Source organism: Pseudoduganella sp. HUAS MS19 (genome assembly GCF_053615455.1).
Genome location: NZ_CM132133.1, coordinates 155,267 through 169,060, shown reverse-complemented (window position 1 = coordinate 169,060; position 13,794 = coordinate 155,267). Strand labels below are relative to the sequence as shown.

Below are 13,794 nucleotides of genomic sequence, written 5' to 3'. Positions count from 1 at the left end.
TAGCATGGGTGCTCTTCCTTTAGATGGGAGGCTCCCATGTTTATTCGCATTTGCCTGCTCGCCGCCCTGGCGGGCGCAGCGCCGTTGGTGAGCGCTGCGGATGTGGTAACCAAGCCTGAAGCCGAGGCAATGGTAAAGAAGGCCCTGGGCTACCTGAAATCGAACGGCCGCGAAAAGACCTTCGCAGAAATCGACAAGAAGGACGGCCAGTTTGTCGACCGCGATTTATACCTGGTGGTCTACGGCACCGACGGCGTGGTACGCGCGCACGGCGCCAACGCCAAGATGATCGGCAAGAACCTGATGGAATTGAAGGACGTCGACGGCAAGGCTTTTGTGAAAGAGCGCGTCGACATGGCAAAGAAAAAAATGCCTTTCTGGCAGGACTATAAATTCAACAACCCCGTCACCGGCAAGATCGAGCCGAAAACCATGTACTGCGTGCCGGAAGAAGACCTTATCCTCTGCGGCGGGGTGTACCTGAAATAGTAGAATGCTTGCTTTTCCCTTGGCAGGAGCAGGCAGTGAGCAGCGAAGATCGTTTTGTCAATATTGAACTTAAACTGGTGCACCAGGAGGACCTGGTGGAGTCGCTGAACCAGCGTGTCTACGAGCAGCAAAAGCAGATCGATATGCTGGAAGACCTGGTGCGCGCGCTTGCCGAGCGCGTGCGCACCTCCACACTGGCCGACCAGACCCCGCTCAACGAGCGGCCGCCGCACTATTGATCCTGCGCCGCCGGGCAAGCGTCATCGCAGCCAGCCCGGCGCCCGCCAGCCACAAGGCAGGCGGTGCTTCGAGCGGCACCGCCTCCTGCTCGACTACCAGGTTATCCAGCGAGAACTCGGGTCCGCCGCCGGTGGCGCCCAGCCCGGAGAACGTGACCGACACCAGGTTGCGGAAAGCGTCGCTGAGGATGAATGGCTGCAAGCCGTCATGCAGGCTCTTGATCAAGTCCAGCGTGAAAACTTGTGCGACGCTGCCGCCCGCCTCCAGTTGGCCGAGCACCTGGATCTGGCGCGCCCACACATGCGGCATGGCCAGCCAGCTCTCGCCCCCGTCGAATTGCAGCAAATCGAAGGCAGCGCCGCTTGGGCGGCTCAGGGTAATGGTGGACGTATTGAAAGCCACCAGGCGGCGGCTGCCGTTGCCCGAATAATTCAAGGCGTCTTCTCCAGTGGGGCCTACGACATATGCAAACGGGTCGACGACGCCGCCCCCGTGGGTGACCAGGTAGCCACGTGAAGACTGCGACGAAAGTTCAAGATAGGCCAGGTGCGGCAGGTCTTCGAAGTCGATCACGCCGGCGCCAGCCGATAGTGGAGCGATGCTGCAAACTGCAAACGCAAGGTAAGCAATTACTTTCATAACGCTCTCCCAGATGGTTGTCTGCCGTGAGTGATCAACAATGACAGCAATCGCAACGCAGCGCAACATGACTTTGCCCGGCAAGATTGTTATTATCGTGCGCCTCGAAACATTACAAACAGGAGAGAGAATGTTCCGTCCGAAACTGCTGGTTATCGCCGCCAGCCTGGCTGTTGCCGGTATCGCAAATGCCGCCCTGCCGGCGTCCAATCCCTTCGCAGCCGAATCCACGCTGCCGCTGAACTATCCGGCTTTTGACAAGATCAAGAACGAGGACTACGGTCCTGCCTATGAAGAGGGCATGAAGCAGCAGGCTGCGGAAATCGCGAAGATCGCCAGTAACAAGGCCGCACCGACTTTCGACAACACCATCGTGGCGATGGAGCGTTCCGGCCGCCTGCTGGACCGCGTGAGCTCCGTGTTTGGCAACCTGTCCGGCGCCAACACCAATGACGCTTTCGAGGCGCTGAACCGCGAACTGGCGCCGAAGCTGTCCGCCCACAGCGACGCGATCCGCCTGAACGAAAAGCTGTACGCCCGCATCAAGGCCCTGTACGACAAGCGCGACAAGTTGAAGCTGGATCCTGAGTCGAAGCGCCTGCTGGAACGCTACCACACCGACTTCGTGCGCGCCGGCGCCAAGCTGTCCGCTGCCGACAAGGAAAAGCTGAAAGCTTACAACTCGCAACTGGCCGCCCTCTCCACCACCTTCAGCCAGAACGTGCTGAAGGAAGCCAACGCCTCCGCGCTGGTGGTCGACACCCGTGAAGAACTGGCCGGCATGTCAGAGAAGGCGATTGACGCCGCCGCTGCAGCCGCCAAGGCCAAGGGCAAGGATGGCAAGTTCCTGATCGCCATCGCCAATACCACCGGCCAGGCCCCCCTGGAAGTACTGACCAACCGCACTACCCGCGAACGCCTGCTGGCCACTTCGCTGGCACGCGGCAGCCATGGCGGCGAATTCGACAACCGTGAAGTCGTGCTGAAGATCGCCAAGCTGCGCGCCGAACGCGCTGCTTTGCTGGGCTATTCCTCGCACGCCGCCTACCAGCTGGAAGACCAGACTGCGCACGACACCGATGCCGTCAACAAGCTGCTGGGCGAACTGTCCAAGCCGGCCGTGAATAACGCACGCAAGGAAGCGGCCGATATCCAGGCCGTGATCGATGCGGAAAAGGGCGGCTTCACCAACGCGGCGCAGGACTGGGCTTTCTACACCGACAAGGTACGCCAGGCGCGCTACGCCTTCGACCAGAACCAGCTCAAGCCTTACTTCGAACTGGATAACGTGCTGCAGAACGGCGTATTCTTTGCAGCGACCAAGGTGTACGGCATCACCTTCAAGGAGCGCAAGGACCTGCCGGTGTACCAGCAAGACGTGCGCGTGTTCGACGTGTTCGATGCGGACGGCAAGCAGCTGGCGATCTTCCTGGGCGACTTCTACGCGCGCAGCAACAAGCGCGGCGGCGCATGGATGAATGCCTACGTGTCGCAGTCCAAGCTGATGGGCACCAAGCCGGTGGTCGCCAACCACCTGAACATTCCCAAGCCGGCTGCCGGCGAACCGACCCTGCTGACCTACGACGAAGCGCGCACCCTGTTCCACGAATTCGGCCACGCGCTGCATGGCATGTTCTCCGATGTGAAGTATCCGCGCTTTGCAGGCACCCGCGTGCCGCGCGATTTCGTGGAGTTCCCATCGCAGGTCAATGAAATGTGGATGACCTGGCCGGAAATCCTGAACAACTACGCCAAGCATTACCAGACCGGCGCGCCAATGCCGAAGGAACTGCTGGACAAGGTGCAGGCTTCCGCCAAGTTCAACGAAGGCTTCCGCACCACCGAATACCTGGCAGCTTCGATCCTGGACCAGCGCTGGCACCAGTTGCCCGCCGACAAGATCCCGACTGACGTGCTGGGCTTCGAGTCGTCCGTGCTGAAGGATGCGGGCATCGACTTCGCACCGGTGCCGCCGCGCTACCGCACCACCTACTTCTCGCACGTGTTCGCGGGCGGCTACTCGGCGGGCTACTACGGTTACCTGTGGTCGGAAAAGCTGGACGCTGACACGGTCGAATGGTTCACCGAGAACGGCGGCATGTCGCGCAAGAACGGCGATCACTTCCGCAAGGCCCTGCTGTCCAAGGGCGGCACGATGGACGCGATGCAGATGTACCGCGAGTTCCGCGGCCGCGATGCCAAGATCGATCCGTTGCTGGAACGCCGCGGCCTGAAAGCCAACTAAAGTCAGCCCGGGTCAGTCCCGGCATGCGCCACGCGCGGCGTGTTGCGCGTTGGGCCATGACGCCACCGGATAAAGTTGAGCCGTCCATGGTAGAGAGCTTTAAGCTTGAGCCATGGACGATCCAGACTTCTTGCGCGGCCTCGAAGGCTGCACGCTCCCTCCGCGGCACTTCAGCCACGCCGGCCATTAAGGCTGGCGTGCCTCTACCTCTCCCGCTATCCGCTCGACGAGGTGATCGCGCACACCTGCGCCACCCTTCGCGCCTACGCCAGCCATCTCGGCGCGGCAAACAAGTACCACGCCACCATCACGGTCGCCCTGGTGCGCCTGCTGCACGCGCGCGCGAACAACAGGCGCTGCTGCTGCGCGTGCTCGGGACGGCGGCCCCGCTGCGCGCTGGCGAAGCAGCCACGGCCGGCATCGATAGAGCCGGCTGGACTGCCCTCTTGCGCGGCGCCGGCCTCGATGATGCCGCGATGGAACGCTGGCATGCCCTGTTCCAGCAGCAAGCCCCGCAAGCGCACCAAGCTTTCCTGCGTTCCCCTCGGGCCGGCCCGAAATTGAGCACATCCGTAGCTGGTCGCGGCGGATGGGTGTATAAAGAGGGGTAGCCACTTCACCGGGGAAAGGGATCATGGACACCAAGCTGAAGGAGACTCTGCGCCAATTGCACGCCACGCTGGCCCACCACGGCCCGGTCGATGAGGAATTGCAAAGCCTGTTGCGCCAGCTCGATGGCGACATCAAGCTGATCCTCGACCAGCCGCCGGAGCCCGAAGGCGGCACCTCCACCTACGGCCTGGCCGAACGCACGCAAGAAATCACCGCCAAATTTGCCGCCAAACACCCGGCATTGGAGCCAACTTTGCGCGAACTTACGCGCATCCTGGGGAATATGGGAATTTAACGAATTGATGCCAGCGCCGGAGACGCGCCACGCGCAGCGTGTTGCGTATCCGGCCCGGGCACCAACTGATCAAACAGATCAAACTGAGCAAAAAGAAGGCGGGCCGCAGCCCGCCTCCGGTATGGAACCCGGGGTTTTACCGGCTGTCCGGCCGGCCCCCGGGAGGCTAGCCTTATGGGAAGGCCAGCATGGGCGGTTCTTCACCGCCAAAGTTGAAGTCAGGATGACGTTTGGCGATCATTTCCTCGATCTCCTTCATGCGCCGCACTGGCACGTCTACCATCATCAAAACCTGACCTTGTTCAATACGCTCTGAAAACTGTTCCAGCTTCTTGTTGGGGACGGCCGCCGCATTCATGCCGCTGGCCCAACCGCCGAACAGTGCACCGCCCAGCGTGACCAGCAGGATGGTCATGGTGCGCAGGGTCAGCCCTTCAGGTGGGAAAACGACCAGGAAGATGCCGGCACACAGCCCCACGATCCCGCCAATGGCGATCCCCAGCTTGGCGCCGTGGATCAGGTCCGTTTTGAGCAGGAAATTGCAATCTGGCATGTCATCGGGCAGGGTGCCCTCTTTTGCCATGAAGTGGATATGCCGTTCTTCGATGCGTGCCAGCAGCAGTTCGTCCAGTTCTGCGCGGGCGGCTTTGACATTGGGAAGCATGTAGTACAGTCTGCGTCGCATGATTACACTCCATGGAAGACGTTGTATACCCGTTATAGCAAAAATGGCACGATGTTCAATGTGTATTTGCCCGAAACGCCTTGCTGGAACGTCACAAGTTACTGAAATCTAAAGGTTTTTTGTGCGCGGCAGTGGGCGAAAACAGGCGATTTCCGGTACAATGCCGGGATGAATCCCCCAACCAATCTTTTCGCGGCCGTCGCCAAGCGGTCTGCGCGTGCTTCCGCTGCGCCTTTCCTTCCCATGTCCCGCGCCGAAATGGACGCCCTGGGCTGGGACCAGTGCGACGTCATCCTGGTGACCGGCGACGCCTATATCGACCACCCGAGCTTCGGCATGGCCCTGGTCGGCCGCCTGCTGGAATCGCAAGGCTACCGCGTGGGCATCATCGCCCAGCCGGACTGGCACAACGTGGAATCGTTCCGCGTGCTGGGCAAGCCGCGCCTGTACTACGGTATCACCGCCGGCAATATGGACTCGATGGTCAACCGCTACACTGCCGACCGCAAGATCCGCTCCGACGATGCCTACACCCCGAACGCCGAGCCCAACAAGCGCCCTGACCGCGCCGTGACCGTGTACGCGCAAAAGGCGCGCGAAGCCTTCCCCGGCACGCCGATCGTGATCGGCTCCATCGAAGCCTCGCTGCGGCGCATCGCTCACTACGACTACTGGTCGGACAAGGTGCGCAAGTCGGTGCTGACCGAGTCCAAGGCCGACCTGCTGATCTTCGGCAACGCCGAACGGGCCCTGGTCGACCTGACCCGCCGCCTGGACATGGGCGAAAAGATCAAGGAGATCAAAGACCTGCGCGGCACCGCCTTCCTGGTGCCGCACGGCTGGCTGCCGTCCGGCGAATGGGCGGTGCACAACTCGAACCGCGTCGACGTGCCGGGCCGCGTCGACCCGCATCCCGATCCTTACGCCATGGCGAAGGAGGACAAGAAGGAATGCGCCACCGAGAACGCCGCGCCGGAACCGGTGGTCAAGCCGGTCATCATCATGACGCGCGAAGAGCGCTTGGCCGCCGCCAAGGAAAAGCACAACAAGACCGTGGTGCGCCTGCCATCCTATGAGGTGGTGAAGGAAGACCCGGTGATGTACGCCCACGCCTCGCGCGTGTTCCACCTCGAATCCAACCCGGGCAATGCGCGCGCGCTGGTGCAGCAGCACGGCGACCGCGACGTGTGGATGAATCCGCCGCCGCTGCCGCTGGCCATGGATGAAATGGACGGCGTGTACGACATGGAGTACTCGCGCGCCCCGCACCCAAGCTACGGCAATGCCAATATTCCGGCCTGGGAAATGATCCGCTTCTCGGTCAATATCATGCGCGGCTGCTTCGGCGGCTGCACCTTCTGCTCGATCACCGAGCACGAAGGCCGCATCATCCAGAGCCGTTCCGAGCCGTCCATCCTGCGCGAGATCGAGCATATCCGCGACAAGACCAAGGGCTTCACCGGCATCATCTCCGACCTGGGCGGCCCGACCGCCAATATGTACCGCCTGTCCTGCAAGGACAAGTCGATCGAGGAAACCTGCCGCCGCCTGTCCTGCGTCTACCCGTCGATCTGCGTCAACCTGGGCACCGACCACAGCAAACTGATCCAGCTGTACCGCAAGGCGCGCGAGATCAAGGGCGTGAAGAAGATCCTGATCCAGTCCGGCCTGCGCTACGACCTGGCTGTGCGTTCGCCGGAATACGTGAAAGAGCTGGTGACCCACCACGTGGGCGGCCTGCTGAAGATCGCGCCCGAGCACACCGAAACCAATGTGCTGAGCAAGATGATGAAGCCGGGCATCGGCGCCTACGACGAATTCAAGGCGATGTTCGAGAAGTACTCGCTGGAAGCGGGCAAGAAGCAGTACCTGATCCCATACTTCATCGCGGCCCACCCGGGCACGACGGACGAGGACATGCTGAACCTGGCCCTGTGGCTGAAGAAGAACAATTTCCGCCTGGACCAGGTGCAGACCTTCATGCCGACCCCGATGGCCATGGCCAGCGCCATGTACCACTCGCGCAAGAACCCGCTGCACAAGGTCACCGACACCTCGGAAACCGTGGAAACGCCGCGCACGCTCAAGCAGCGCCAGGCGCACAAGGCCTTCCTACGCTACTACGATCCGAAAAACTGGCCGATCCTGCGCGAGACCTTGCGCCGCATGGGCCGCGGCGACTTGATCGGCGATGGCGAACGCCACCTGATCCCGCCATACCGCGTCGGCGAAGAGCATTTCAAGCCATCGCAAGGCAAGCGCGCCATGCCGACCCTGGCCCCGGGCCAGCAGAAGCGCGGCGCCGGCCTGCCGCCGCCGGCCCACATCGGCCGCGGCGGCAAGCCGAACGCCTTGACCGGCTCGATGACGGCGCGCGCCACGGTGGAAACCAAGGCCCGTCCATCCATCCTCGACACCATCAAAGTCAAAGCAAAGCCCGCCCCGGCCAAGACGGGCGGCCGCCCGGGCCGTAAGTAAAACGCTAACGTGCTATCGCCTGCTGCAATTCCATAGGATTTTGCAGCAGGAAAGCCACACTTCGGCGCGCCAGCTGCGATGAAGCGGATACAATCGGCTTGTAGACTCTGCCAACTCTGTATCCGGACGAAAACGTGCCCCAATTCCTGGCTGGCCTGTTCATATTTCTGTTGCTGTCGGCACCTGCGCCCTGGGTCCAGGCGCAGGAACGCGTCACGCTGCAGCTCAAGCACAGCCACCAGTTCCAGTTCGCCGGCTATTACGCTGCGCTGGAAAAGGGTTACTACCGCGATGCCGGGCTCGATGTGCAACTGCTGGAAGGCAGCGACGGCAACGAGCCGGAACGTGCCGTGCTCGATGGCCGCGCCCAGTACGGTGTTGGCAGCAGCAGCCTGCTGCTGGCGCGCCTGTCCGGCAAGCCGCTGGTCGTGCTGGCAGTGGTTTTCCAGCATTCCCCGTATGCGCTGGCGATGCGCCAGACCGGCCCGGCGCCGGATATCCGCAGCATCATCGGCAAGCGCGTGATGATCGGTTCCCTGACCGATGAGCTGACCCAGGCCGACGAGATCATGGCCTACCTGCGCAAGGAAGGCATTGCCACCAACCAGCTCGTGCGCGTCGAGCACAGCTTCAATCCGGACGACCTGGTGAAGGGCAAGGTCGACGCCATGTCCATCTTCGTCAGCAATGAGCCGGATTACCTTGACCGCCTCGGCTTCCCCTACGACATCTACAGTCCGCGCGCCGCCGGCATCGACTTCTACGGCGACAACCTGTTCACCAGCGAAGCGGAAATCAAGAACCACCCGGAGCGCGTACGCGCTTTCCGCGCCGCCAGCATGCGCGGCTGGCAGTATGCGATGAGCCACCAGGAAGAAATCGTCGACCTGATCCTCAACAAATATTCGCGCCAGCACGACCGCATGCACCTGCTGTACGAAGCGCGCCAGATGGTGCCCCTGGTGCAACCGGTGCTGGTGGAAATCGGCTACATGAACCCCGACCGCTGGCAGCACATCGCCGACATTTACACGGAACTGGGCATGATGCCGAAAGGGGCGACCTGGACCGGCTTCCTGTACAACGCCGACCCCGGCTCCGACCTGACCTGGCTGTATCGCGTGCTCGGCGTAGCGGCCGGCTTGCTGGTGCTGGGTGCCGTGATCCACTTCTCGCTGCTCACGCGCGAACGCACGCGTGCCGAGGAAACCATACGCAAGGGCGAGCAGCGCTTCCGCACCATGTTCGAAGCAGCGCCGATGGGCATTGCCCTGATCGATTCGAGCGGCGGCCAGTTCCGCGACGTCAACCAGCGCTTTGCGGAGATTGCGGGCCGCTCGGCGCAGGAAATGCGCCATAGCCGCTGGCTGGAGATCTGCCACCCGGACGACGTGGCGCCCGAGCAGGAAAAAATGGCGCAGCTGGCGTCGCAGCAGATTTCCGGCTTCAAGATGGAGACGCGCCTGATGCGTCCCGACGGCCGCATCGTGTGGGTGGAAGCCTCGATCAATGCCGTGGAAACGGAAAGCCAGCCCCACCACCTGTGCATGATCGAAGACATCACAGAGAAAAAGGAAACCGAAGCCCTGATCTGGCAGCAAGCCAATTTCGACACCCTGACCCAGCTGCCGAACCGGCGCATGTTCCTCGACCGCCTGCAGCACGACATCCTGAAATCGCGCCGCGACGGCACCCGCATCGCCATCCTGTTCATCGACCTTGACCACTTCAAGGAAGTCAACGATACCCTGGGCCACCATCAGGGCGACGTGCTGCTGGTGGAGGCTGCGCGCCGCATCGGCGCCTGCGTGCGCCAGTCGGATACGGTGTCGCGCCTGGGCGGCGACGAGTTCACCGTGATCCTGCCCGAGCTGTCGGAGGTGGACCGGGTGGAAGACATTGCCCAGAACATCATCGACAGCCTGCGCATGCCGTTCCAGCTGGGACAGGAGCAGGCCTTCGTATCGGCCTCGATCGGCATCACCATTTATCCCGACGACGCCGGCAATATGGAAGACCTGCTGAAGCACGCCGACCAGGCCATGTATGCAGCGAAGGGCGCGGGCCGCAACCGCTTCAGTTACTTCACGCCTGCCCTGCAGGTCGCTGCGCTGAACCGCATGCGCCTCACCAACGACCTGCGCGGCGCCCTGAAAGGCAACCAGCTCAAACTGTATTTCCAGCCTATCGTCCACCTCCAGAGCGGCAAGGTGCACAAGGCAGAAGCCCTGATCCGCTGGGAGCACCCGCAACGCGGCATGGTCAGCCCGCTGGAATTCATCCCGCTGGCCGAAGCGAGCGGCCTGATTGTCGATATCGGCGAATGGGTGTTCCGCGAATCCGCGCAGTGGGTCAAGCGCTGGCGCGAGGAAGTGCACCCCGGCTTCCAGGTCAGCCTGAACCAGTCGCCTCTGGAATTCCAGCGCGAGCGCGGCAGTTATGCCGACTGGCTGGCCTACCTGCAGCAGCTGGGCGTACCCGGTGAAGGCATCGTGGTGGAAATTACGGAAGGCCTGCTGCTGGACGCCAATGCCAATGTCACCGACAAGCTGCTGCAGCTGCGCGACGCCGGCATCCAGGTGGCGCTGGACGATTTCGGCACCGGCTATTCCTCGCTGTCCTACCTGAAGAAGTTCGACATCGACTACCTGAAAATCGACCGCAGCTTCACCCGCAACCTGGCGCCCGACTCGAGCGACATGGCGCTGTCGGACGCAATCATCGTGATGGCCCACAAGCTTGGCCTGAGCGTGATCGCCGAAGGCGTGGAAACCACCGAACAGCGCGACCTGCTGGCCGGCGCCGGCTGCGACTACGGCCAGGGCTACCTGTTCGCCCGTCCGCTCCCCGCCGCCGACTTCGACGCCATGCTGCACCAGCAATCCATCCCCACCTCGGCAACGCCGCAAGCCACTGCCGCCTGAAACCGTGCTAGACTAGCGCCGTTTTCCTTCCTTGAATGCGCTGCTGCAAGAGAGGACGTCTACCGCGAACGTCGCGGGTTCTCATTACGTCCGTAGCAGCCATGAACAATTACACTCGACTTCAACGGGCCTTTGCCCGTTCCGGCATCATCGTCAACTATCGCGATGGTGTCTACCAGATCCACAACGAGAAGGCCCAGGCGCAGATCCTCCTGCCAGCCAGCCTTCCCCTGGAAGAAAAGGCCGTGCGCCAGTTGCTTGAATTCGCCTCCGTGCGCAGTCATGACGATGAACGCGGGGTTTGCAAGGCGTGCGCCACGCCCGATTTCCATCCCGGTTCGATCGCGCCGGTGGGGAGCGTCGTTGCGACCGGCAGCGATTTCGTGATTCCAGCCGCCATCGGCACCGACATCAATTGCGGCATGCGTTTGCTGACTACGGGGCATACGCTGCAGCAGCTCGAGCCACACAAGGATCGTCTGGTGCAGCGGCTGACGCGCAGCCTGCTCGATAACGGCCGCGATGTGCCGGCAAGTACGGCAGCCTTCCGTGCCCTGTTCGACCAAGGTCCTCAAGCCTTCCTGCAGGAGATGCCTCGCGCCGGCCTGTGGGGCGAAATGGATCACGTTCGCCTGCAGGAGGAACTGGCCCATTGCGTTGGCCTGCAAAGCTTTGGCGGCGCCGCGAGGCATGCGCCGGAGGCGTTCACCGGCCGGCGCCATGCGGTATTCCGGGACCCCAATCTCGGAACGCCTGGCGGTGGCAATCACTTCGTTGAATTGCAGGTGGTGGAAGAGGTGCTGGACCGCCATGCCGCCTATCGCGCCGGCCTCAAGGCCGGCGACGTCGTTGTGATGATTCACAGCGGCTCGCGTGATCTCGGCTTCTTCGTAGGCCAGGCCTGGATGGATCGTGCCCGCGCCGAGTGGCCTGCCGGGGTGCGCCATCCTGAAAGCGGCTTGTACGGCCTTTCGGGGCCGCTCGCCCTGGAGTATCTCGAAGCGATGGGCGTGGCAGCGCGTTATGCCTGGGCCAACCGCCTGGTCCTGGCGGAGCTGGTCCGGAAGGACCTGGAAGCCACCGTTGGCGCATCCGCATCGCGGCTGGTGGTCGATGTACCGCACAACGTCGTCCTGGCCGAGCAAGGCCTGAATATCCACCGCAAGGGCGCGACGCCGGCGCACGATGGCCAGTTCGCACTGATCCCCGGTTCCATGGGCGACAGCTCATTCCTTGCCAGCGGCCTGGGCCATGCCGACTGGTTATGGTCTTGCAGCCACGGTGCAGGCCGGCGCCTGCGCAGGCAGGAGACGCGCGCCCTGCGCCCAACCGGCGCGCCAGGCGAGCAATCGTGGCAATGCATCACCCTGCGCGAAGAGCGGCGCATCGAAGAAGCGCCGAGTGCCTACAAGCCGATTGGCCCGGTGATCAGCGCGCAGGAGGAAGCCGGCTTGATCCGGGCAGCAGCCCGGCTGCGGCCCTGGGTCACGTTCAAAGCCTGACGTTTGCGGCGTTCTTGACCCAGGTCAAAGTCAAGCCGCACGATGAAAACCTATAGTTACTCCCGAACCAACCAAGGAGTAATCAAATGGAAAAAGAAAAACAGGTGTATATGGCCGGCGCCGGCATTGGCAACCTGGCGGCAGCGGCTTTCATGATCCGTGATGGGAATATGCGCGGTGAGCGGATTCACATTTACGAATCGCTCGGTGTCGCCGGCGGCAGCCTGGATGGAGCGGGCAATGCGAAAGACGGTTACCGCCTGCGCGGCGGCCGCATGCTGACTACCGACAATTATGAGTGTACATGGGACTTGTTCGCATCCATTCCATCGCTGGTCCATTCCGGCCAGACGGTGCTGGACGAAACACTTGCCTTTAACCAGCTGCACAGATCGCACTCGCAGGCGCGCCTGGTTGACCGCAATCGCCACAGGGTCGATGTGACGTCGATGGGCTTCAGCCTGCGTGACCGGATGGAGCTGCTCAAGCTGCACGAAGCCGACGAAGCTGCGCTGGGCAATTCCCCCATCACCGATCACCTCTCTCCGGCGTTCTTTGAAACGCCGTTCTGGTACATGTGGGCTACGACCTTCGCCTTCCAGCCGTGGCACAGCGCGGTGGAGTTCAAGCGCTACCTGCATCGCTTCATGAAGGAGTTTTCGCGCATTGAAACGCTGGCTGGCGTCAAGCGCACCGTGTACAACCAGTACGATTCGCTGGTTCGGCCTTTGCAGGCTTGGCTGGCGCAGCAGGGCGTGCGCATCGAGACCGGCTGCACCGTAACGGACATCAAGCTGGCCGATGCCAGCGAAGGACTGCTGGTGCATGCCATCGAGCTCGAACGCAACGGCCAGCGCGAACTGCTGCCAGTGTCTCCCGACGACCTGGTGTTCTTCCAGAACGGTTCCATGACCGACGCTTCCAGCTTCGGCAGCATGACTTCGGCACCGCCACGGCTCGACCGTCACCAGAGCGGCGGATGGAAGCTGTGGGAACGGCTGGCCGAAGGCCGCCCCGAGCTTGGCAACCCGGCGGCGTTCAACCGCAACATCCAGCAGTCATGGTGGGAATCGTTCACGGTCACGTTGCACGATACGGCCTTCTTTGACCAGATGGAGGCGTTCAGCGGCAACGTGGCGGGGACCGGCGGGCTGGTGACTTTCAAGGATTCCAACTGGCTGATGTCAGTCGTGCTGGCACACCAGCCGCACTTCGCCGGGCAGCCTGCCAACGTCAAGGTCTTCTGGGGCTATGCCCTGCACCCGGACCGTGTCGGCAATTTCGTCGCCAAGCCGATGGCCGATTGCAGCGGCGAGGAAATCCTGCGCGAACTGGCAGGGCACCTGAACTTCGAACCGGAGGTCTTCGCGCAGGCTAACTGCATTCCATGCCGCATGCCTTACATCACCAGCATGTTCATGCCGCGCCACTACAGCGACCGTCCGCTGCCCGTACCGCCGGGCTCGCGCAACCTGGCCCTGGTCAGCCAGTTCGTCGAAGTGCCGGACGACGTGGTGTTCACGGTTGAATACTCCGTGCGCGCCGCGCAGATGGCGGTCTACCAGCTGCTCGGGATCGAACGCGGGATCCCGCCGATCAAGCGCCATGACAAGACGCTGGAAGTGATGCTGGCTGCGCTGGTCAAGGCAGCCTGACAAAGTGAAGCGCTGTGCCGATTGGGGAAT

Annotated in this window: 11 protein-coding genes; 8 read left to right on the top strand and 3 right to left on the bottom strand. The window is 62.5% G+C overall.

Going from position 1 to position 13,794, the window contains the following annotated elements:
- The first annotated feature begins 36 nt into the window (after positions 1–36).
- A complete protein-coding gene (locus ACWBU6_RS00735; protein WP_452646986.1) occupies positions 37–489 on the top strand; it encodes a cache domain-containing protein in 453 nt (150 codons plus the stop codon).
- Between the two features lie 35 nt (positions 490–524).
- Positions 525–728 (top strand): SlyX family protein, encoded by a 204-nt coding sequence (locus tag ACWBU6_RS00730; protein ID WP_452646985.1) that lies wholly within the window; start codon positions 525–527, stop codon positions 726–728.
- Here ACWBU6_RS00730 and ACWBU6_RS00725 read toward each other — a convergent pair.
- A complete protein-coding gene (locus ACWBU6_RS00725; protein ID WP_452646984.1) occupies positions 703–1,368 on the bottom strand; it encodes a hypothetical protein in 666 nt (221 codons plus the stop codon). The genes ACWBU6_RS00730 and ACWBU6_RS00725 overlap by 26 nt on opposite strands.
- 130 nt (positions 1,369–1,498) lie before the next feature.
- Between ACWBU6_RS00725 and ACWBU6_RS00720 the strand changes: the two genes are divergently transcribed.
- On the top strand, positions 1,499–3,613 hold the full coding sequence (locus ACWBU6_RS00720; protein WP_452646983.1) for a M3 family metallopeptidase: 2,115 nt from the start codon (positions 1,499–1,501) through the stop codon (positions 3,611–3,613).
- A gap of 263 nt (positions 3,614–3,876) precedes the next feature.
- Here ACWBU6_RS00720 and ACWBU6_RS00715 read toward each other — a convergent pair whose 3' ends face one another.
- A complete protein-coding gene (locus tag ACWBU6_RS00715) occupies positions 3,877–4,104 on the bottom strand; it encodes a hypothetical protein (protein ID WP_452646982.1) in 228 nt (75 codons plus the stop codon).
- Between the two features lie 143 nt (positions 4,105–4,247).
- On the opposite strand from ACWBU6_RS00715, the gene ACWBU6_RS00710 reads away from it, so the two are divergent.
- Entirely contained in the window at positions 4,248–4,520 is a 273-nt protein-coding gene (locus ACWBU6_RS00710) for a DUF4404 family protein (protein ID WP_452646981.1), read from the top strand.
- 172 nt (positions 4,521–4,692) lie between these two features.
- Here the strand turns inward: ACWBU6_RS00710 and ACWBU6_RS00705 are convergent, their stop codons facing one another.
- Positions 4,693–5,205, bottom strand: a complete 513-nt coding sequence (locus ACWBU6_RS00705) for a DUF1269 domain-containing protein (RefSeq protein WP_452646980.1) — start codon at positions 5,203–5,205, stop codon at positions 4,693–4,695.
- Between the two features lie 243 nt (positions 5,206–5,448).
- On the opposite strand from ACWBU6_RS00705, the gene ACWBU6_RS00700 reads away from it, so the two are divergent.
- From ACWBU6_RS00700 to ACWBU6_RS00685, 4 genes are all read left to right on the top strand, one after another.
- The gene (locus ACWBU6_RS00700; RefSeq protein ID WP_452646979.1) at positions 5,449–7,683 is read left to right on the top strand and encodes a YgiQ family radical SAM protein; all 2,235 of its coding nucleotides are present in this window, start codon (positions 5,449–5,451) and stop codon (positions 7,681–7,683) included.
- 134 nt (positions 7,684–7,817) lie between these two features.
- Positions 7,818–10,607 carry an EAL domain-containing protein gene (locus ACWBU6_RS00695; RefSeq protein ID WP_452646978.1) on the top strand — a complete coding sequence of 930 codons (2,790 nt, stop codon included), beginning with the start codon at positions 7,818–7,820 and terminating at the stop codon, positions 10,605–10,607.
- Between the two features lie 101 nt (positions 10,608–10,708).
- Positions 10,709–12,109 carry an RtcB family protein gene (locus tag ACWBU6_RS00690; RefSeq protein ID WP_452646977.1) on the top strand — a complete coding sequence of 467 codons (1,401 nt, stop codon included), beginning with the start codon at positions 10,709–10,711 and terminating at the stop codon, positions 12,107–12,109.
- A gap of 86 nt (positions 12,110–12,195) precedes the next feature.
- Positions 12,196–13,764, top strand: a complete 1,569-nt coding sequence (locus ACWBU6_RS00685; protein WP_452646976.1) for an oleate hydratase — start codon at positions 12,196–12,198, stop codon at positions 13,762–13,764.
- The last annotated feature ends 30 nt before the right edge of the window (positions 13,765–13,794 follow it).

What these genes read in the sequence shown, in the direction of transcription:
- ACWBU6_RS00710 (WP_452646981.1), top strand. Translation starts at nt 4,248, where the DNA reads ATGGACACCAAGCTGAAGGAGACTCTGCGCCAATTGCACGCCACGCTG.
- ACWBU6_RS00735 (WP_452646986.1), top strand. Translation starts at nt 37, where the DNA reads ATGTTTATTCGCATTTGCCTGCTCGCCGCCCTGGCGGGCGCAGCGCCG.
- ACWBU6_RS00720 (WP_452646983.1), top strand. Translation starts at nt 1,499, where the DNA reads ATGTTCCGTCCGAAACTGCTGGTTATCGCCGCCAGCCTGGCTGTTGCC.
- ACWBU6_RS00725 (WP_452646984.1), bottom strand. Translation starts at nt 1,368, where the DNA reads ATGAAAGTAATTGCTTACCTTGCGTTTGCAGTTTGCAGCATCGCTCCA.
- ACWBU6_RS00705 (WP_452646980.1), bottom strand. Translation starts at nt 5,205, where the DNA reads ATGCGACGCAGACTGTACTACATGCTTCCCAATGTCAAAGCCGCCCGC.
- ACWBU6_RS00685 (WP_452646976.1), top strand. Translation starts at nt 12,196, where the DNA reads ATGGAAAAAGAAAAACAGGTGTATATGGCCGGCGCCGGCATTGGCAAC.
- ACWBU6_RS00700 (WP_452646979.1), top strand. Translation starts at nt 5,449, where the DNA reads ATGTCCCGCGCCGAAATGGACGCCCTGGGCTGGGACCAGTGCGACGTC.
- ACWBU6_RS00690 (WP_452646977.1), top strand. Translation starts at nt 10,709, where the DNA reads ATGAACAATTACACTCGACTTCAACGGGCCTTTGCCCGTTCCGGCATC.
- ACWBU6_RS00715 (WP_452646982.1), bottom strand. Translation starts at nt 4,104, where the DNA reads ATGCCAGCGTTCCATCGCGGCATCATCGAGGCCGGCGCCGCGCAAGAG.